The sequence below is a fragment of the Isoptericola sp. MSGPD8_1_ISO-PGPR-S23-394 genome (genome assembly GCF_058072785.1).
Genome location: NZ_CM176517.1, coordinates 2,512,583 through 2,530,184 on the forward strand (window position 1 = coordinate 2,512,583; position 17,602 = coordinate 2,530,184).

At 74.1% G+C, this 17,602-nt stretch carries 20 protein-coding genes and 4 tRNA genes; 15 read left to right on the forward strand and 9 right to left on the reverse strand.

The features are described from left to right. Positions 1-10 precede the first annotated feature (10 nt). Positions 11-1,219: an MFS transporter gene (locus AC3RJ8_RS11505; RefSeq protein WP_489712757.1), complete on the reverse strand. Its 1,209-nt coding sequence runs from the start codon at positions 1,217-1,219 to the stop codon at positions 11-13. Positions 1,220-1,764: 545 nt separating this feature from the next. Between AC3RJ8_RS11505 and orn the strand changes: the two genes are divergently transcribed. The 6 genes from orn to AC3RJ8_RS11535 all read left to right on the forward strand — a co-directional run bounded on the left by orn (position 1,765) and on the right by AC3RJ8_RS11535 (position 5,901). After that, on the forward strand, positions 1,765-2,403 hold the full coding sequence (gene orn, locus AC3RJ8_RS11510; protein ID WP_489712758.1) for an oligoribonuclease: 639 nt from the start codon (positions 1,765-1,767) through the stop codon (positions 2,401-2,403). A gap of 69 nt (positions 2,404-2,472) precedes the next feature. Beyond that, a tRNA-His gene (locus AC3RJ8_RS11515) sits at positions 2,473-2,548 on the forward strand. 246 nt (positions 2,549-2,794) lie between these two features. Beyond that, positions 2,795-3,628, forward strand: a complete 834-nt coding sequence (locus tag AC3RJ8_RS11520; protein ID WP_489712759.1) for an ABC transporter ATP-binding protein — start codon at positions 2,795-2,797, stop codon at positions 3,626-3,628. Continuing rightward, positions 3,625-4,263: an ABC transporter permease gene (locus tag AC3RJ8_RS11525; protein ID WP_407318470.1), complete on the forward strand. Its 639-nt coding sequence runs from the start codon at positions 3,625-3,627 to the stop codon at positions 4,261-4,263. Before AC3RJ8_RS11520 ends, AC3RJ8_RS11525 begins: the two co-directional genes overlap by 4 nt. Beyond that, positions 4,263-4,949, forward strand: coding sequence for an ABC transporter permease (locus AC3RJ8_RS11530; protein WP_489715627.1), 687 nt, complete (start codon positions 4,263-4,265; stop codon positions 4,947-4,949). The genes AC3RJ8_RS11525 and AC3RJ8_RS11530 overlap by 1 nt, the downstream gene beginning before the upstream one ends. A 40-nt stretch (positions 4,950-4,989) precedes the next feature. Next, entirely contained in the window at positions 4,990-5,901 is a 912-nt protein-coding gene (locus AC3RJ8_RS11535; protein ID WP_489712760.1) for an ABC transporter substrate-binding protein, read from the forward strand. 126 nt (positions 5,902-6,027) lie between these two features. Here the strand turns inward: AC3RJ8_RS11535 and AC3RJ8_RS11540 are convergent, their stop codons facing one another. Both AC3RJ8_RS11540 and AC3RJ8_RS11545 read right to left on the reverse strand, forming a co-directional pair. After that, a complete protein-coding gene (locus AC3RJ8_RS11540) occupies positions 6,028-6,939 on the reverse strand; it encodes an ATP-grasp domain-containing protein (protein ID WP_489712761.1) in 912 nt (303 codons plus the stop codon). Positions 6,940-6,963: 24 nt separating this feature from the next. Further along, positions 6,964-8,442 carry a dihydrolipoyl dehydrogenase family protein gene (locus tag AC3RJ8_RS11545; protein WP_489712762.1) on the reverse strand — a complete coding sequence of 493 codons (1,479 nt, stop codon included), beginning with the start codon at positions 8,440-8,442 and terminating at the stop codon, positions 6,964-6,966. Positions 8,443-8,674: 232 nt separating this feature from the next. Between AC3RJ8_RS11545 and AC3RJ8_RS11550 the strand changes: the two genes are divergently transcribed. From AC3RJ8_RS11550 to AC3RJ8_RS11570, 5 genes are read left to right on the forward strand one after another with little or no spacing between them, the layout of a single operon-like run. After that, complete coding sequence (locus AC3RJ8_RS11550) at positions 8,675-9,376, forward strand: biotin transporter BioY (RefSeq protein WP_489712763.1); 702 nt, start codon at positions 8,675-8,677, stop codon at positions 9,374-9,376. 2 nt (positions 9,377-9,378) lie between these two features. Then, on the forward strand, positions 9,379-10,779 hold the full coding sequence (locus AC3RJ8_RS11555) for a class I adenylate-forming enzyme family protein (protein WP_489712764.1): 1,401 nt from the start codon (positions 9,379-9,381) through the stop codon (positions 10,777-10,779). Beyond that, the gene (locus tag AC3RJ8_RS11560) at positions 10,776-11,894 is read left to right on the forward strand and encodes an acetyl-CoA C-acyltransferase (protein ID WP_489712765.1); all 1,119 of its coding nucleotides are present in this window, start codon (positions 10,776-10,778) and stop codon (positions 11,892-11,894) included. Before AC3RJ8_RS11555 ends, AC3RJ8_RS11560 begins: the two co-directional genes overlap by 4 nt. After that, entirely contained in the window at positions 11,891-12,571 is a 681-nt protein-coding gene (locus AC3RJ8_RS11565) for an energy-coupling factor ABC transporter ATP-binding protein (RefSeq protein WP_489712766.1), read from the forward strand. The genes AC3RJ8_RS11560 and AC3RJ8_RS11565 overlap by 4 nt, the downstream gene beginning before the upstream one ends. Continuing rightward, a complete protein-coding gene (locus AC3RJ8_RS11570) occupies positions 12,568-13,140 on the forward strand; it encodes an energy-coupling factor transporter transmembrane component T family protein (RefSeq protein WP_489712767.1) in 573 nt (190 codons plus the stop codon). Before AC3RJ8_RS11565 ends, AC3RJ8_RS11570 begins: the two co-directional genes overlap by 4 nt. 9 nt (positions 13,141-13,149) lie before the next feature. On the opposite strand, the gene trmB is transcribed toward AC3RJ8_RS11570, so the two are convergent. The 3 genes from trmB to AC3RJ8_RS11585 are packed head-to-tail and all read right to left on the reverse strand — an operon-like array spanning position 13,150 to position 15,148. Beyond that, positions 13,150-13,956, reverse strand: a complete 807-nt coding sequence (gene trmB / locus AC3RJ8_RS11575; protein WP_489712768.1) for a tRNA (guanosine(46)-N7)-methyltransferase TrmB — start codon at positions 13,954-13,956, stop codon at positions 13,150-13,152. A gap of 24 nt (positions 13,957-13,980) precedes the next feature. Beyond that, positions 13,981-14,388 carry a pilus assembly protein CpaE gene (locus AC3RJ8_RS11580; RefSeq protein ID WP_489712769.1) on the reverse strand — a complete coding sequence of 136 codons (408 nt, stop codon included), beginning with the start codon at positions 14,386-14,388 and terminating at the stop codon, positions 13,981-13,983. Positions 14,389-14,443: 55 nt separating this feature from the next. Continuing rightward, positions 14,444-15,148, reverse strand: a complete 705-nt coding sequence (locus AC3RJ8_RS11585) for a CPBP family glutamic-type intramembrane protease (protein ID WP_489712770.1) — start codon at positions 15,146-15,148, stop codon at positions 14,444-14,446. Positions 15,149-15,212: 64 nt separating this feature from the next. Between AC3RJ8_RS11585 and AC3RJ8_RS11590 the strand changes: the two genes are divergently transcribed. After that, positions 15,213-15,866, forward strand: coding sequence for a DUF2975 domain-containing protein (locus tag AC3RJ8_RS11590; RefSeq protein WP_489712771.1), 654 nt, complete (start codon positions 15,213-15,215; stop codon positions 15,864-15,866). Beyond that, a complete protein-coding gene (locus tag AC3RJ8_RS11595) occupies positions 15,863-16,120 on the forward strand; it encodes a helix-turn-helix domain-containing protein (RefSeq protein WP_489712772.1) in 258 nt (85 codons plus the stop codon). The genes AC3RJ8_RS11590 and AC3RJ8_RS11595 overlap by 4 nt, the downstream gene beginning before the upstream one ends. 43 nt (positions 16,121-16,163) lie before the next feature. Here AC3RJ8_RS11595 and AC3RJ8_RS11600 read toward each other — a convergent pair. The 3 genes from AC3RJ8_RS11600 to AC3RJ8_RS11610 all read right to left on the reverse strand — a co-directional run bounded on the left by AC3RJ8_RS11600 (position 16,164) and on the right by AC3RJ8_RS11610 (position 16,779). Beyond that, a tRNA-Lys gene (locus AC3RJ8_RS11600) sits at positions 16,164-16,239 on the reverse strand. Positions 16,240-16,286: 47 nt separating this feature from the next. Then, positions 16,287-16,362: transfer RNA gene (locus AC3RJ8_RS11605), tRNA-Lys, on the reverse strand. A 120-nt stretch (positions 16,363-16,482) separates the two neighbouring features. Beyond that, positions 16,483-16,779 (reverse strand): GroES family chaperonin, encoded by a 297-nt coding sequence (locus AC3RJ8_RS11610; protein WP_489715628.1) that lies wholly within the window; start codon positions 16,777-16,779, stop codon positions 16,483-16,485. 209 nt (positions 16,780-16,988) lie between these two features. Here AC3RJ8_RS11610 and AC3RJ8_RS11615 point away from each other — a divergent pair, with 209 nt between their 5' ends. Next, complete coding sequence (locus AC3RJ8_RS11615) at positions 16,989-17,462, forward strand: peroxiredoxin (protein ID WP_489712773.1); 474 nt, start codon at positions 16,989-16,991, stop codon at positions 17,460-17,462. A gap of 32 nt (positions 17,463-17,494) precedes the next feature. After that, positions 17,495-17,577, forward strand: a tRNA-Leu gene (locus tag AC3RJ8_RS11620). Positions 17,578-17,602 lie beyond the last annotated feature (25 nt).

Sequence of the window (17,602 nt, forward strand, 5' to 3'; positions counted from 1 at the left end):
CCCATCGTCGTCAGTCCGCGACGGGGGCCGGGGCGCGCATCCGCAGCGCGACCAGGCCGCACACCAGGCACACGGCGACGTTGACGGCCACGAGGGCCCGGTGGTCGACGACGGCGAGCGCGGCCGCGCCGGCGAGGGTCACCAGCACGCCGGGCAGGTTGAGCACCACGTGGCTGGCGGCGCCGACGCGGCCCTGCATGCGGGCCGGCGTGAGCACCTGGCGCTCGGTGACGTAGGCGACCACGGCGCTGGTGACGGTGAAGCCCACGACCCCCATACCGAGGACGGCCGGGACGATCCACGAGCCGGCGAGCGGGACCAGGCCGAGCGCGAGGCCGACGAGCCCGAGGGCGAACACCCGCACCCGGCCGAACCTCAGCATGAGGCGGCCGACGACGAGCCCGGCCGCCAGCCCGGCGACGCCCTGCAGCGCCGTCAGCGGACCCAGCAGAGCCGCGTCGAGGCCCAGGTGCTCCAGGATCGCGAAGGCCACCGCGTTCACGAGGCCGACGGCCGCCATCGCCCAGAGGATCGCCGTGGTCATGCCCCCGAGCGGCGGTGTGGAGAACAGGAAGCGGAACCCCTCGGTGGCCTCGGCCCAGAACCCCACCGCGGTCTCGCCGTCGGGCCCGGACTCCGTGATGCGCACGACGGCGAAGACGGCGGCCGACGCGACGAACGCGACGATCGCCGCGACCACCAGCGGTGCCGGGCCGATCCACGCGTACACGGCGGCGCCGAGCACGGGCATCGCGATCCGGAACACCTGGTCGATGGCGGCCAGCCGCCCGTTGGCGTGGCCCAGGGCCTCGTCGGGCAGCAGGTCCTTGAGCAGGCCGGACTGGCAGGCGACCGTCACGTAGGCGACGGTCGCGTAGAGGACGGTGACGACGTAGACGACCCAGACGTGCTCCGCGCGCGAGACGGCGAGCAGCGGGACGAGCACCAGCGCCCCGGCCGCGTAGGTCCACACCAGCATCCGACGGCGGGACACGCGGTCGGCGAGGCGACCGAGGAACGGCGCCGCCAGCGCCGGGACGCCGAGCGCCGCGAAGGTGGCACCACCGAGCGCAGCGCTGCCGGTGAGGTCGGTGACCCACACCGCCAGGATCAGGACGAGCACCGAGTCGCCGAAGTTCGTCAGCGCCCAGCCGGCCGTCAGGGTCCTGAACTGCGCGGTACGGAGCGCGGCGACGGGCGCGGGTACGGGTGCGGGCACCTGACGCACGATACGGGAGCACGACCGGCGCGAGGCTGCTACCAGCGAAAAAGCCGTGCACCCGACCACGGGCACGGTGCATGCTCGGAACAACACCGCGGTGACGCCCGTCCGGTCAGATGCCGGACGGTCGGGTGGTCCCTGGCCCGGACCGACGAACCCACGTCACGAAGGAATCAAGCACCATGCACCCGATCGAAGCGCACGCCGTCGCGCGCGCCATCCACCACGAGCGCCTCGCCGAGGCCGAGCGTGCCCGACAGATGCGTCGGCAGCGCGAGGCCCCGCCGGCACCTCCCCGGGGCCGGCGGAAGCGCCGGTCGTCCCGGCTCCGCCTCCGGCTCGTCGCCGCCCCCGCCCGGGGATGGCGAGCCGCATGACCGCCTGTCCGCACGACGCCGAGAGCCCCGGCCGTCACGACCACAGCGTCGAGACCGCCGGGGCTCTCCGCGTCCGCTCGGCGCCGTGCCCCGTCCCGGACCGGACCGTCGGCGTCGGCGTCGGCGTCGGCGTCGGCGTCGGCGTCGGAACGTAGGCTGGCACCTGTGAGCCCGAGCAACCCGAACGACCGTATCGTCTGGATCGACTGCGAGATGACCGGCCTCGACCTGCGCGCGGACGCGCTCGTCGAGGTGGCCGCCGTCGTCACCGACTCCGAGCTGAACGTCCTGGGCGAGGGGGTCGACGTCGTCGTGCGCCCGCCCGCCGAGGCCCTCGAGCAGATGAACGACTTCGTCCGCCAGATGCACACCACCTCCGGGCTGCTCACCGAGCTCGACGGCGGGACCACGCTGGCCGACGCGGAGGCGCAGGTGCTGGCCTACGTCCGCGAGCACGTCCCCGAGGTCGGCAAGGCACCGCTGGCCGGCAACTCCGTGGGCACCGACAAGATGTTCCTCGACCGAGACATGGCGGAGCTCGTCGGGCACCTGCACTACCGGATCGTCGACGTCTCCTCGATCAAGGAGCTGGCCCGGCGCTGGTACCCGCGCGTCTATTTCGCCTCGCCGAAGAAGAACGGCGGCCACCGGGCGTTGGCCGACATCCTGGAGTCGATCGACGAGTTGCGGTACTACCGCGAGGCGCTGTTCGTCCCGCAGCCCGGGCCGGACACGAAGACCGCCCGCGCCGTCGCCGCGCGGATCGAGGAGACCTCGGTCACGAACCGTCCCGCGATGTCCTGATCGCCCGGCGGAGCATGTACACTTTTCGACGGCTGAGGCACTCGTTGTCATTCGTCTGTCGAAGCCATGGTGGCTATAGCTCAGTCGGTAGAGCGCCTGGTTGTGGTCCAGGAGGTCGCCGGTTCAAGCCCGGTTAGCCACCCCACCGCACGAGGCCCGGAACACGCCAGGATCACTCCTGGACGCGTTCCGGGCCTCGTTCTCGTTGACGGACGGGCACGCGCCGTCGCGGTGGTCAGGGGCTCCGGACGATCCGACGCCGGCACGCCCGCGCGGAGCCGCACGACACCGACACCGGATCTCTCGCCGCACCGGCGGGTTCTCTCGCGCCCTGCGCTCGATTGTGGTCGGGTAGGACGTCGGAACCCGCCGACCCTCGGGAGGCCACCCCATGATCGAGTTCCACTCGGTGACCAAGACGTACCCCGACGGCACCCACGCCGTCGCGGACTTCGACCTGGTCGTGCCTCCGCACACGACGACGGTCCTGGTCGGCTCCTCCGGCTGCGGGAAGACGACCCTGCTGCGGATGATCAACCGGATGGTGGAGCCGACGGCCGGGACCATCGAGATCGACGGCGAGTCGATCCTCGACCGTGACGCCGTCCGGCTGCGGCGCAGCATCGGGTACGTGCTGCAGAACGGCGGCCTCCTGCCCCACCACCGCGTGATCGACAACGTCACCACGGTGCTGCGGCTGGAGGGCGTGCCGAAGCGCGAGGCGCGCGACCGCGCCGCCGAGGTGCTGGACGTCGTCGGCCTCGACCGAGCCCTCGCCGAGCGCTACCCCAGCCAGCTCTCCGGCGGGCAGCAGCAGCGTGTCGGGGTCGCCCGGGCGCTGGCGGCCGACCCGAACATCCTGCTCATGGACGAGCCGTTCGGCGCCGTCGACCCGATCGTGCGCGCCGAGCTGCAGACCGAGACGCTGCGCCTGCAGCAGGAGCTCCACAAGACCGTAGTGTTCGTCACCCACGACATCGACGAGGCGTTCCTCCTCGGCGACCAGGTCGTCATCCTGGAGAAGGGCGCCCAGGTGGCCCAGATCGGCTCGCCGAGCGAGATCATCGAGAACCCCGCGAGCGACTTCGTCGCCAGCTTCATCGGTGCCGAGCGCGGCGCCCGGGCGCTGCACACCAAGCAGACCGACCGCGGCACCGTGCTCGTGGACGGCGTCGGCCGCACGCAGGGTGTCCTCGTCGAGGGGGACGGGCGGGGCGCTGCATGACCTGGGTGGCCGACAACCTCGATCTCGTCGGACGGCTCACCGTGGAACACCTCCGGCAGAGCGCGCTGCCCATCCTGCTGGGTCTCCTGCTCTCGATCCCCGCCGGCTGGGTCGCCTTCCGGTTCCGCCTGACCCGTGGGCTCCTGCTGACCCTCGTCGGCCTGCTGTACACCATCCCCTCGCTCGCACTGTTCGCCCTGCTGCCGCCGCTGCTGGGCATCAGCTTCCTCAGCGAGGTCAACCTCGTCATCGCCCTGACGATCTACGCCGTGGCGATCATGACCCGGTTCGTCGCCGACGCCCTCGGCTCGGTCGAACCCTCGGTGCGCCAGGCCGCCGTCGCCGTCGGGTACGGGCCCTGGCGCCGGTTCTGGCAGGTGGACCTGCCGCTGGCGGGCCCCGTCGTGCTCGCCGGTCTGCGCGTCACCGCGGTGTCCACCATCTCGCTGGCGACCGTCGGCATCCTCATCGGCATCGACAACCTGGGCTACCTGTTCACGAACGGCTACCAGCGCCAGATCGTCCCGGAGATCCTCGCGGGAGTGGTCGCCGTTGTCGTCATCGCCCTGCTGGTCGACTGGCTGCTGGTCCTGCTCGGCCGTGCGCTCATGCCGTGGACGAGGAAGGGGGCGTGATGGACCTCTTCGCCGAGGCCTTCGCCTGGATCTTCTCGCCGGACCGGCAGACCGGCTCGTTGCCGCTGTCCGAGGCGATCTGGACCCACCTGGCGTTCACCGCCGTCTCGGTGCTGATCGCCGCCGTGATCGCCGTGCCTCTCGGGTGGCTGATCGGCCACACGGGCCGCGGCCGCGAGGTGGCGGTCGCCCTGTCGGGTGCCGCGCGGGCGGTGCCGTCCTTCGGGCTGGTGCTCCTGCTCGTGCTCGTGCTCGGCGTCACCCACAAGGTCGGGGCGTCGACCACGGCGTTCGTCCTGCTGGCGATCCCGCCCATCCTCGCCGGCGCCTACGCGGGCGTCGAGGCGGTGGACCGGCGGGTGGTCGACGGCGCCCGCTCGGTGGGGATGACCCCGACGCAGGTGCTGCGGAAGGTCGAGGTCCCCCTCGGCCTGCCGCTGCTCATCGGCGGCCTGCGGTCGGCCACCCTCCAGGTGGTCGCCACGGTGACGCTCGCCGGCTACGTCGGCAGCTGGGGCCTCGGCTTCTACATCGTCCAGGGCATCCAGATCCGCGACTTCGCGCAGATCCTCGGGGCGGCACTCGTCATCGTCGTGCTCGCCGTCGCGCTGGACGCCCTCTTCGCCCTCCTCGAGCGGGTCGTCGTCCCGGCCGGGGTCTCCGCCCGGCGCACCCGCGAGAACTGACCCCACGCTCGTTCGTCCGACAGCCCACGAAAGGCAGACCATGAGCACCACCCGACGCACCACCACCCTCGTCGCCGGAGCCGCCGCGGCCCTGCTCACCCTGACCGCCTGCGGCGGCGACTCCGACCCGCTGGAGCAGGACACCGGCGAGCAGGCCATGGAGTCCGACACGATCGTCGTCGGCTCCCAGGCCTACTACTCCAACGAGATCATCGCGGAGATCTACGCCCAGGCCCTCGAGGCCGACGGGTTCACCGTCGAACGGAACTTCTCGATCGGTCAGCGCGACGCCTACATGCCGGCGCTCGAGAACGGCGAGGTGCAGGTCTTCCCCGAGTACACAGGCAACCTGCTGCAGTTCTTCGACCCGGAGACCACCGCGACCTCGACCGACGACGTCTACGTGGCGCTCCAGGAGGCCCTGCCGGACGGCCTGGCGGTCCTCGACCAGTCGGCCGCGACCGACCAGGACTCCTACAACGTCACGGCCGACTTCGCCGAGGCCAACGGCCTGACGGAGATCGGGGACCTCGCGGACGTCGAGGAGGAGATCGTCGTGGGCGGCCCCGCCGAGCTCGAGGAGCGCCCGTACGGCCCGCAGGGCCTCGCGGACGTCTACGGTGTCGACGTGTCGTTCGAGGCCACCGGTGACACGACGGTCCAGGACCTCGTGGCCGGCACCGTCAACGTGGCCAACGTGTTCAGCGCCGACCCGCGCATCCAGACCGAGGGCCTGGTCACGCTGGAGGACCCCGAGGGTCTGTTCCTCGCCTCCAACGTCGTCCCCCTGGTCAGCGCTGACGTGGCCGACGAGGTCTCCGCCGCCATCGACCCGGTCAGCGCCGCGCTCACCCCCGAGGGACTGGTCGGCCTCAACGTCCAGTCCACCGAGGAGCAGCGTTCCAGCGAGGACATCGCCGCCGACTGGCTCGCGGAGAACGACCTGAGCTGACCTCCGGCCGGCAGGACACCAGGTCCGGGTCGGTCCCTCTCGGCGCGGTCGTCAGACCGGAAGCGGAGGGCGCGCAGCGCCCGCGAGCGCGACCGCGCCGAGAAGGGACCGACCCGGATCGAACCGTCAGCCCAGCCGGCCGACGATGGCGTCCGCGAGCGCCCCGGCGGTCCCCGCGCCGCCGTCGTGCTTGAGCCACAGCGACGGCTCGGTGAGCTCGAGCTCGATGACCGTCGGGGACTCCTCGCCACCCACCAGGTCGACGCGCGCGTAGAGGAACGGTGCGCTCACGCCGAGCTTCTCGTGGGCGACGGCGAGCGCGCGCCGGGCGACCTCGATCTCGGCGCCGGTCGCCTCGACGGGGCGCATCTTCTCGCGGGCGTAGAGCCCCTGGGTGGGTCGGCTCGGGCCGGTCAGCAGAGCGTTCTTGCGCACGGAGTGCCGGATCTCGCCCTCGACGAAGACCAGGCAGGTCTCACCCTGGGTGTCCACGCTGGTCACGTAGGGCTGGATCATCACGGCGCGACCGTCGTCGAGCAACGCCTTGGCGTGCTGGATCGCGAGCGCCCGGGACGCTGAGCTGACCGGCTGGTACCGGCCCGTGTCCTTGGCCCCCGCCGAGACGACCGGCTTGACGACGAAGTCGCCGAAGGCGGGCATGCGCGTGTGGATCGCCCGCTTGGACAGGTGGCGTTCAGGGTCCAGCCAGATGGTGGGGATGACGGGCACGTCGGCGTCGTCGAGCGCCTGTAGGTACGTCTTGTCGGTGTTCCACGCGATGACGTCGGCGGTGTTGGCCAGGCGGGGCACGGAACGCGCCCACGCGACGAACTCGTCACGCCGGGGCGAGTAGTCGTAGGTCGAGCGCACGACGACGAGGTCGTAGTCCGACCAGTCGACGTCGGGGTCGTCCCACACCACCGGCTCCGCGGTGACCCCGCGGGCGGCGAGGGCGGGGACGAGGGCGCGGTCGTCCGTCTCGAGGTCGGGCAGGACGGAGCAGGTGGCGAGTCCGACTCGCTTCGTCGTCGTGGTCACGGCCACGACCCTATCCGGTGGGCGTCACAGCCCGAACTCCTCCAGGAACCGCAGCCACACCTCCGAGACGGTCGGGAAGACGGGCACGGCGTGCCACAGACGGTCGAGCGGCACCTCGCCGACGACGGCGATCGTGGCCGCCTGCAGCATCTCGCCAGCGTCGGGCCCCACGAAGGTCGCGCCCACGAGGACTCTGCGGTCGGTGTCCACGAGCACCTGCGCGCGGCCGCCGTACTCCGGGGAGGTGACCCCGGCCCCTGCGACGGCCGACAGGTCGTAGCCGACGGCGCGCACGGGCAGCCCGGCGGCCCGCGCCTCGGCCTCGGTCGGCCCGACCCAGGCGACCTGCGGACGGGTGAAGACCACCTGGGTCTGCGCGCCGTGGTCGGCCGTGGCGGCGTACCGGGTCCAGGCCCGCTCGCCCGGTGGCGGCATCGCGGCACCGCCGTTGTCCGGGCCGTACAGGGTGGCGACGACGTCTCCGGCGACACGGCCCTCATACTTGCCCTGGTGCGTCGTCGCCACGCGGCCGGTGACGTCACCGCAGGCGAACAGCCACGGTCGCCCGCCGGCGGCACGTGAGGCGCCCTCGACGGCCATCGAGTCGTCCGTGGTCAGCGGTGCGTCGGTGGCCAGTCCGACGCTGTCCAGGCCCGCGTCGCCCGTCCGGGGCCGCCGCCCGGTGGCCACCAGCAGCTCCGCGGCCGTGACCCGCTGCGTCCCCCGGCCGTCCTCGATCGTCACCGTGACCGGACCGCCGATCTCGGGACGGGACACCTCGGCCACCTCGGCACCGAGCCGGACCTCGACCCCCGCCGCGCGCAGCGCCTCGGCCACGGCGTCACCGGCGAACCGCTCGGCCCCGCTCAGCAGCCCGCTGCGCGCCACCAGGGTGACCCGCGAACCCAGGTAGGCGTAGGCGGTCGCCATCTCGCAGCCGACCACACCGCCGCCGAGGATCACGAGCGACTCGGGCACCTGCTCGGCGGCCGTGGCCTCGCGCGACGTCCACGGGTTGGCCGCACCGAGACCCGGCACCGGCGGCAGCACCGGTGCGCTGCCGGTGGCCACCACCACGGCGCACCGGGCGTGCAGGAGGCGCGTGCCGCCGTCGTCCACGGGTCCGGGCCCCGGGGTGACCTCGACCGTGCGCTCGCCCACCAGCCGACCGTGGCCGCGCACCAGCGCGACCCCGACCGACGCGAGCCACTTCTCCTGGCCCGAGTCGTCCCCCTCGCCCGTCATCCGGTCACGCCAGGCGAGGACGGCCGCGGCGTCGAGCGGTCCGGGGTCGGCCACGCCGGGCGTCGCGCGGGCCGCCGCACGCACCGCACCGGGTCGGAGCAGCGTCTTGGAGGGGATGCAGGCCCAGTAGGAGCACTCCCCGCCCACGAGCTCCGCCTCCACGACGGCGACCGAGAGCCCCGTGGCGGAGGCCCGGCCCGCCGCGTTCTCCCCGACGGGTCCGGCACCGATGACGATCACGTCGTACGTCTGATCCATGCGGGCATCGTGTCGTGCCTGGACCGTGCCCGCCACCGCGTCGGCGCCATGGCCGGTGTCGCCAGCCCTGCCGGGGGTGGTTTGGTGGTTCCCGCAACCGCTTGTGGGATTCGTGCACGACGGCGGCGCACCGGTGGGCCCGGTGCCCGGCGCCTCGTGGGGACCGGGCCAGCAGAGTGGTTCCTGCACCGACCGGCACGGACGGTCCGCAACCGACGACCCAGGAGCACCGATGACCGAGACGACCGGACCGACCGGGCCCGCCACGACCGACGCGGTGGAGCGCGGGGTCTCCCGCGGCCTGGACGCCGCCGACGCCGCGCGCGTCGCGACCTTCGCGGCCCTGATCGCCGTGCTGGGGATGCCGGGGTCGTTGAGCCTGTTCGGCAACGCCGTGCCGATCACCCTGCAGACGCTCGGGGTGATGCTCGCCGGTGCCGTGCTCGGATCCCGGCGCGGCGCGCTGGCGGTGCTCACCCTGCTGGCGCTGGCCGCCGCCGGGTTGCCGCTGCTCGCCGGGGGCCGTGGGGGCCTCGGAGTCTTCGTCGGGCCCTCCGCCGGCTACCTCGTGGGCTTCGTCGCGGGGGCGTTCGTCGTGGGACTGATGGTCGAGCGGCTCCGCCGGGTCTCCTTCATCGGAGTGCTCGTCGCGGCGCTGGTCGGCGGCGTCGGCGTCGTCTACGCGTGCGGCGTGCCCGTGCAGACGCTCGTCACCGGGGTGCCCCTGACCCAGACCGCCTGGCTCTCGCTCGCCTTCCTGCCGGGCGACCTGCTCAAGGCGCTCGCCTGCGCCTCGATCACCGTCGCGGTGGCGCGTGCCTATCCGGCGGCGCTCCGCGGGCGCACGCCGGGCCACCGAACCGCAGGCCACCGAACCACAGGCCACCGAACCACAGGCCACCACACCGCGGGCCACGACACCCAGGAGGGCTGAGGGTGCCGGTCGCCCACCACGTCCTGCGCCACGCGGCCGGTCCCGGCGGGGCCCGGCCCGCGCTGCGCTGCGGACCGCGCACGCGGAGCTATGCGGACCTGGCCGCCGACGCCCGCGCCGGCGCCGAGCACCTGGTCGCCACCGGCACGCGCCCCGGCGACCTCGTGGCCCTGCTGCTGCACGACCCGATGGACGCGGTCGTCGCGCTCCTCGCTGTGGACCTCGCGGGCGGCACCGCCCTGGTCGCCGACCCCGCCTGGCCCGTGCACCAGCGCGCCGAGGTGCTGCGCACGCTGGCACCCGCCGCCGTCGTGCACGTGCCGCTGCCCCGCGCCGCCCCCGGGGTGCCGGTCGGCGACCCCGGCCCCGCACCCGACGACGACGCCGTGGCGTGGGCCGGGTTCTCGTCCGGCAGCACGGGCCGGCCCCGCGCCGTGGCGCGCACCCGTGGGTCGTGGACCCGGTCCTTCGGGCACGTCACCGACCTGACGGGCACCCGACAGACCGACACGGTGGCCGTGACCGGGCCGCTCGCCAGCTCGTTGCACTGCTTCGCCACGGTCCACGCCCTGGCCGTCGGCGCGTGCGCGCAGCTCGCGCCCGGGACCACCGCGACCACCGCGGCGCTCGCCACCAGCGACCTGGTCCACCTGGTCCCCTCCCGGCTCGACGACGTGCTCGACGCCCTCGACGCCGGCATGCCCTCACGCCTGCGCACCGCCGTCGTCGGCGGCGCCGGCCTGGACCCCGTCCAGCGGGAGCGGGCCGCCACCCACGACGTCGACGTCGTGGCGTACTACGGAGCCGTCGAGCTGAGCTTCGTCGCCATCGACACCGGCGACGGCCTGCGCCCCTTCCCGCGGGCGGAGATCACCGTGCGCCCGCAGGAGGGCACCCGCCTCGGCGAGGTCTGGGTGCGCTCGCCATGGGTCTCGTCGGGGTATCTCGCCGGCGCTCGCGGACCGCTGCGCCGCGACGGAGCCTGGGCCACCGTGGGCGACCTCGCCGAGGTGCCGGACGGGCCCGACGGTCCCCTGGTGCTGCGCGGCCGCGGGGACGGGGCCGTCCTCACCGCAGGGGCGACCGTCGTGCCCGAGGACGTCGAGGCGGCGCTGCGACCCGTGCCGGGCGTGCGCGACGTCGTCGTGGCGGGGGCGCCGCACCGGCGTCTCGGCGCCGTGGTCGTCGCCGTCGTGGAGGCGGACGACCGTCCCGGCCTGCGCGTCCACCTGGAGCGGGTCGCACGGGCGACGCTCGCACCCGCCCAGCGGCCGCGCCGCTGGTACCGGATGGACACGCTGCCGCGGACCGCGGACGGCAAGGTGGCGCGGGCGGTGCTCGCGGCCCGGCTCGCCGGGACCGACCCGGCGGCGGACCCGGGCGACCTGGCGGTGCTGCGGTGAGCGTGATCGTCGCGGCACGACGCACCTGGCTCGCCGTGGCCGGCCGCGGCCACGCCACGCTGGACGAGACGGTGCTGGCCACGGCGGCGCTGACCGCCGCGGTGCGGGACGCCTGGCCGGGCGCCGCGCCGGGACCGGACGCCGTCGACGACGTCGTGCTCGGCAACGCTGCCGGCCACGGCGGCAACGTGGCCCGGCGTGCCGCCCTCGCCGCCGGGCTGGCCGCACCGGGCGTGACCGTGGACCGGCAGTGCGCCTCGGGCCTGGCCGCCGTCGCCGTCGGTGCCGCGCTGGTGGACTCCGGGCAGGCGTGCGCCGTGCTCGCCGGTGGTGTGGAGAGCGGGTCGCGGGCGCCGTCGCGCGCGCACGGGCCGCTCGCCTACGACCGGGCGTCGTTCGCCCCGCCACCGTGGGCGGACCCCGGCCTCGGGTCGGCCGCGGACCGGCTGGCCCGTGCCCGCGGGATCGACCGCGAGCGCCAGCACGCCTGGGCGGTCCGATCTCACGCCCGGGTCCGGGCGGCGCACGCCGCGGGCCGGTTCGCGCCCGAGACGCTGCGGGTCGGCGGGCTCTCGCGCGACGAGCACGCGCGTCCTCTCGACCCCCGTGTCCTGGACCGCCTGCCCGGGGCCTTCGCGGCCGACGGCACGGTGACCGCTGCCTCTGCCGCGCCGTCCGGCGACGGGGCCGCCGCTGTCGTGCTCGTGCGCGAGGACGCGCGCGGCGCGCTCCCGGGGCTGCGCGTCCGGTCGGTCGCCACGTGCGGGGTGGACCCCGCGCGGCCGATGCTGGGCCCGGTCGCCGCCGTGCCCGCCGTGTGCTCCCGAGCGGGTGTCCCGCTCGACGACGTCGCGGCGGTCGAGCTGGTCGAGGCCTTCGCCGCCCAGGCGATCGCCGTCACGGACGACCTGGGCGTCGGCGACGACCCCCGGTGGAACGCCGACGGCGGCACACTGGGCCTCGGCCATCCCTTCGGCGCGAGCGGGGCGGTCGCCGTCGTGCGGTTGTTCACGCGCCTCGTGACCGACGGCGCACCCGCGGGCACCCTCGGACTGGCGACGGCCGCCGCGGCGGGCGGGATCGGGGTCGCCGTGCTCGTGGAGGTGGTCCGGTGACCGACGTCGTCCTCGACGCCGTGCACGTGCGACACGGCGAGCGCGAGGTGCTGCACGACGTCTCGCTGCGTCTGACCGAACGCCGGGTCGCCGTCATCGGGGCGAACGGCTCCGGCAAGTCGACCCTGGCCCGCCTGCTCAACGGCCTCGTGCTGCCCTCCTCGGGCCGGGTGCTCGTCGACGGCCTCGACACGCGCCGGCGGGGGCGCGAGGTGCGCCGCCGGGTGGGGTTCGTCTTCACCGACCCGGACGCGCAGATCATCATGCCGACCGTCGCGGAGGACGTCGCCTACTCGCTGCGCCGGGCACGCCTCTCCCCCGCGCAGGTCTCCGCCCGGGTCGCCGCCGAGCTCGAGCGGCACGGGCTCGCCGGGCACGCCGACCACCCCGCCCACCTGCTCTCCGGCGGCCAGAAGCAGCTCTTGGCGCTGACGAGCGTGCTGGTGACCGACCCGCGCCTCGTCGTGGCGGACGAACCCACCACCCTGCTCGACCTGCGCAACACCCGGGCCGTCGCCGCCCGGCTGGCAGCCCTCGACCAGCACGTGGTGCTGGTCACGCACGACCTGGACCTGGTGGCCGGCTACGACCGCGTCCTCGTGGTCGACGGCGGACGGGTGGTGGTCGACGACGTCCCCGCACGCGCGGTGCCGGCCTACCGCCGGCTGATGGCATGAGCCCGCTGCACCGGCTGGGTGCCGGGACCAAGCTGCTGGGGCTGTGCGCCTGCTCCCTCGCGCTGCTCGCCGTGCGGACTCCGGCCGAGGTCGGGGTCGCCGTCCTCGGCGTGCTGGCGCTGTACGCCGCGGCCCGGCTGGGGCCGCGGGCGCTGTGGTCGCAGGTGCGTCCGCTGCGCTGGTTCGTGCCGGTGCTGGTCGCGGTGCAGTGGGCCACGCTCGGCCCGACAGCCGCGACCGTGCTCACCACCCGTCTCGTGGCACTGGTCGTCCTGGCGGGGCTCGTGACGCTCACGACACCGACCTCGGCGATCCTCGGCGCCCTGGAGCGTGCCCTGGGTCCGCTGCGACGATTACGGGTCGACGCCGAACGGGCCGCGCTGGTGCTCGCGCTGGCGGTGCGCTCCGTCCCGGTGCTGGCGAGCCTCGCCGGTGGTGTGCGTGACGCCCAGCGCGCCCGCGGCCACGAGCACGACGTCCGGGCGCTCGCCGTCCCGCTCGTCGTCGGGGCGCTGCGGCGGGCCGACGCGCTCGGCGAAGCACTGCGGGCACGCGGCCTCGACGACTGATGCAGGACCTCAGACGCGGACGTACTCCAGGTCGGTGATCTCCCGGCCGGCGTTGAGCCCCTTGCGCTCGAAGCTCGTCATGACCCGTCCCTCGAAACGCGGCGCCCGCTCCCCCGGTCCGTAGGCGTTGCGGAACCCTTCGGCGGCGTCGCCGACCTTGAGCATCACCTCGCCGTACTGGGCCCAGTCCGTGGCCAGCCGCCAGCGGCCGCCGGGACGCAGCACGCGGGCGGCCAGCTCGGCGAGCTCCGGCGAGACGAGGCGCCGCTTGTGGTGGCGCTGCTTGGGCCACGGGTCCGGGAAGAACACCCACAGCTCGTCCAGGCTCGCCGCGGGCAGGCCGTGACGCAGCAGCTCGGCGGCGTCGACCTGCATGATCCGCAGGTTGGCGAGCTCCTGGCCGGGGGCGCCGCCGGCGTCCGCGGGGTCCGCCCCGGCGTGCCCCGCGCGGACGATCGTCTGCGCGACGCCGGGGGTGTAGACCTCGACCGCGAGGTGGTCACGCTCCGGGTGGGTCGCCGCCGCGTGGACGACGCACTCCCCCAGCCCCGTCCCGATCTCCAGCACGAGCGGGGCCCGTCGCCCGAACTCGGCCACGGCGTCGAACGTCCAGCCCGGGTCGACGGACAGCTCGCGGTGCTCGCGCGGCACGTCGACGAGGTACCGGTGGCGCCGGGTGTCCCAGGCACGCTGCTGCCCGACGGTGAGGCGCTCGGTGCGGCGTACGTAGCTGAGCGGACGACGGAAGAAGTTCTCGCCGGCCCGCCGCTCGGTCGGCGGTCGGAGCTCGTCGGGTCGCGATGGTGTCTCGGGCACCGCACCAGGGTACGGCGCACGGGATCAGTCTCCCGACAGCTCCACCAGGGCGAGCAGCGCCTGCCCGTAGGCGTCGGCCGCCTCCGGTGCGGCGAAGCTCCGCGGCCGGTCGAGGAGGACGACGTCGACGACGTACCCGCCGTCGTCGTGCCGCAGGGAGCGGAAGGTGCTGCCGAGCAGCGAGCGCAGCTGGTCCTCCCTCGGGAGCCAGAGGGTGTCCTCGATGTCCACCGAGTCCAGCGCCCACTCGGTGGTCCCGTTGAAGCCGAGCACCGTGCCGGTGGAGAAGTGGTGGGCCTCGATCGTCAGGGTGGAGACGGTGAACACCTCGGCCGCGAGCTCCGGGGCGTCGATGTGGAACCTGTCGCCGTCCGCAGGCTTCCAGATGAGCCCCGCGTCGCGCAGGCGGGTGGCGAGGTCGGTGGAGATCATCCGTCCATCGTGCGCGCCCGCGGCACGGGCGCAACCCTCGCGCGTCGTGGCCCGCTCAGCCGTACAGGGCCAGCACGCCGACGATCGCCGTGGCGTTCCAGAGCATGTGCGCCACCATCGGGGCCGTGAGGCGGTTCGTCGTCGTGAACAGCACCGTGTAGACCAGCGCGGCCACGAGGATGGAGACGGCGTCGGGCAGGTTGGCCGGCAGGTGCAGCGCGGCGAAGAGCACCACGGAGACGACGACGGCGACGCGGCGGGCACGACGGCGGTCGCGGAAGACCCGGGGGACGCCGCCGACGAGGAACCCGCGGAAGTAGAGCTCCTCGGCGATCCCGCCGCCGATCATGCCGAGCACCAGCGCGCCCGTGAGCGACCAGCCGTTCGTGCCGACGTTGCGCAGGACCTCCTGGACCTCCGCGTTCGAGGCACCTCCGGCCAGCGGGACGAGCACCCCGAACTCGAGGAGGGCACGTGGCGGGACCGTCGCGGCGCCGAGGAGCGCGTCGCGACGCCACCTCGCGCGGTCAGCACCCACCGCCCGCCACCCGAACCGGTGGCGTCGCAGCCACCAGCCGACGAGCAGGAGGGCGCCCACGAGCTGGCCCGCGGCGAGCAGGACGAGCACGCCAGGCCCGTGGTCGCTGAAGACGTCGACGGTCAGCGGCAGCGCGACGAAGCAGGCCACGACGCCGACCGTGAAGGTGGCGACAGCGCCGGCACGGGGTCGGGCCGGCGCCCGGGTCGTCGACGGGGTCATGGCAGGAGTCCTCACTCGGGTCGGGCGACGGGACGGCACCCGCCATATCGATTATCATGATGGAATGACACGAGCACATCGATTGTCGATACGGCCCGACGTCCCCGACGACGCCCCTCACCCTCGCCGACGGCGGACGTCTGCCCGCGCGGCGGTGCTGACGGCGCTCATCGCGCTGGCCGCCGTCGGACTCCTCGCGACGGGCGTGGGGTCTCTGGTCGCCGACAACCTCGTCGTGCCCGTCTCCTGGGCGACCGAGCAGGTCCCCGCCGGCGACGGTGCGCTGCTCCTCGGTGGCCCGACCACGACGACCCTGACGATCACCGCACCGACGGTCGTGCAGCGGCTCCTCGTCTTCGCGCCGGCAACCGCGCTGTGCGCCACCGTCGTCGTGTGCGGCGTGCTCCTGCGCCGGATGCTCCGCTCGGTCGAGGCGGGCGACCCGTTCCACCGCGACAACCCGCGACGGGTGGCCGCCATGGGCGTGGTCGTGCTCGTCGGCGGCGTCGTGGCGGCGGGGGTCACGACCGTGGGACGCCTGACCGCCCTGGACCCCACGACGCTGGGCCTGCAGACCCCCGCGTCCGCCGTCGGCGGGCCGAGCGGTGCCGTCGAGCTCCCGGTGACCGCCCTCGTCGTCGCCGCGACCCTCTGGGCGGTCGCCGCCGTCCTGCGTCGCGGCAGCAGCATGCGCGCCGACCTGCAGGGACTCGTGTGAGCAGGACGCACCGCACGGAGGAACCAGCCGCCCCGCACCGGGTCGTGTCCCACCTCGACACGCTCCTCGAGCAGCGCGGCATGACGCTCGCCCAGCTCGCCCAGGAAGCCGGGGTCACGGTGGCGAACCTCTCCGTGCTCAAGAACAACAGGGCCCGCGCGATCCGGTTCTCGACGCTGACGGCCGTCTGCGACGTCCTCGACTGCCAGCCCGGCGACCTGCTGAGCGTCGAGCCACCGGCGCGCGACGCGTGACGGGACGCGAAGAGGCCCCGTCGCTGCTGCGACGGGGCCTCGGTGGTGCGCCATCAGGGACTCGAACCCCGAACCCGCTGATTAAGAGTCAGCTGCTCTACCCATTGAGCTAATGGCGCGCGACGAAGCGGGGACGACGGCCGGTCGACCGGCCGAACATCCTCGCTGGTGCGCCATCAGGGACTCGAACCCCGAACCCGCTGATTAAGAGTCAGCTGCTCTACCCATTGAGCTAATGGCGCGTAGCGGTGTGAAACATTACCAGGCCCGGACCTGGGACGGGAACCTCGATCCCCGTCCAGCGGCTGTGACCTGTACGACAGCCCGTCGTCGACGGCTCCCGGCCCGCGGAGCAGCAGGGCTCAGAGGTACAGGCCGGTGGTCCCGGCGTCGGCGGACCGCTCGGCCACGGCGTGCACGTCACGCTCGCGCAGCAGCACGTAGTCGGTCCCGCCCAGGTCGACCTCCGCGCGGTCCTCGGGGTCGTACAGCACCCGGTCGCCCACGGAGACCTGCCGCACGTGCTCGCCCTGGGCGACCACGGTCGCCCAGGTCAGCCGCTTGGGTCCGGTCGCCGTGGCGGGGATGACGAGCCCGGCCGACGACTGGCGCTCGGAACGATCCGTCTCCGGGTCCACGAGCACGCGGTCGTGGAGCATGCGGATGGGCAACGGCTCGACGCTCCGCCCGGGCGTGGTGCCGGCGGGGGACGTGGCGCTGGATGCTGCGGGACTCACGGGCACCACGCTACGCGAGCGGCGGCGCCGGGCAGGCACCAGGCCGCCACCAGGCCGCCACCAGGCCGACGGCGAGACCGGTGGACGCTAGGCTCGGGCCAGTCCCGCACCACCTGCCCGAGGAGTGTCCCGTGCCCCGTCTCGCCGTCGGCGACCCCGCCCCCGACTTCACGCTGACCACCGCCGACGGCGGCAGCGTCTCACTCTCCACGCTGCGCTCGCAGGCAGACCGCGGCGTCGTCGTCTACTTCTACCCGGCGGCCATGACACCGGGCTGCACCACCGAGGCGTGCGACTTCCGCGACTCGCTCGCCGCCCTGCAGGGCGCGGGCTACGCCGTCGTGGGCATCTCCCCCGACGAGCCCGCCAAGCTCGCCGAGTTCGTCGAGCGGGACGCCCTGACCTTCCCGCTCGCCTCGGACCCCGAGCGCGAGGTCCTGGAGGCCTACGGCGCCTGGGGCGAGAAGAAGAACTACGGCCGAACCGTCGTCGGCGTGATCCGCTCGACCGTGGTGGTCGGCCCCGACGGCACGGTGGAGCTCGCCCAGTACAACGTCAAGGCGACCGGGCACGTGGCGCGGCTGCGCAAGGCCCTCGACGTCTGACGTGACGTCCCGGTCGTAGACTCGGGACGCACGCGCGAGTGGCGAAATCAGGCAGACGCGCTGGGTTTAGGTCCCAGTGTCTTCGGACGTGCGGGTTCGAGTCCCGCCTCGCGCACCGGGAACAGCAGGTCCGGACGGGC